The following is a 609-nucleotide window of genomic DNA, read 5'->3' as shown; positions in this document are numbered from 1 at the left end:
CACGGTAAGTTTCAGGCCATGCCACGTGGACGCCATCGTCATTCCCTGCCTCTGCACCGGCTGCTCCCACCGCTGGCCGTCGCGGGTGTGTCAACCGCCTGCGCCGCGGCTGCGTGGCTCGTCGGTGAACCCCTGCTGGTCCGCTCGTTGGCCACGGTCGCGGCGGTGGCCGCGATCGTCGGCGCCGTGCTGCTGCGCCGCTGGGACAGCGCGGCGGACAAGCGCCTCGCGGACCTGAACCGCGCCCGGCTGCGCGACGAGTGGCGGACCGAGGAACGCGTGGCGGAGCTGGAGGCGGACGCCGAGCGGGCCCGTGGCGCGCGCACCAAGCTGGACGCGAAGCTGCGCGCCAAGCGCGCCGAACTCGCCCGGCTGCGCAACGAGCACGCGGCGCTGCTCCGCCGGTACGCCACCGCCGAGACCGAGCGGGCCCGCACGCTGGAGGAGCGCCGCCGCCTCGCCCTTGGCGCCCCGTCAACCACCGCCGCCGCGCCGGACGGTGACGTGGTGGAGACCCCGGGGGCCTCGGTGGCCGTCGCGGCCGTGGCCGCCGCACGCGGCGCCCGGGCCGACGCCGCCCGGCCGGCCGCCGGCCGGGCGGCGTCGGCC

1 pseudogene is annotated in these 609 nt (G+C 78.2%); it reads left to right on the top strand.

What is annotated here, in order from left to right:
- Positions 1–87: 87 nt before the first annotated feature.
- Positions 88–609 (top strand): annotated as a pseudogene (locus tag KUM32_RS39810) (hypothetical protein); the annotation flags it as partial.

This window comes from Streptomyces sp. AC627_RSS907 (assembly GCF_019049165.1).
Note: the sequence above shows the minus strand (reverse complement) of the source record. Positions and strands in the feature narration are given on the sequence as shown.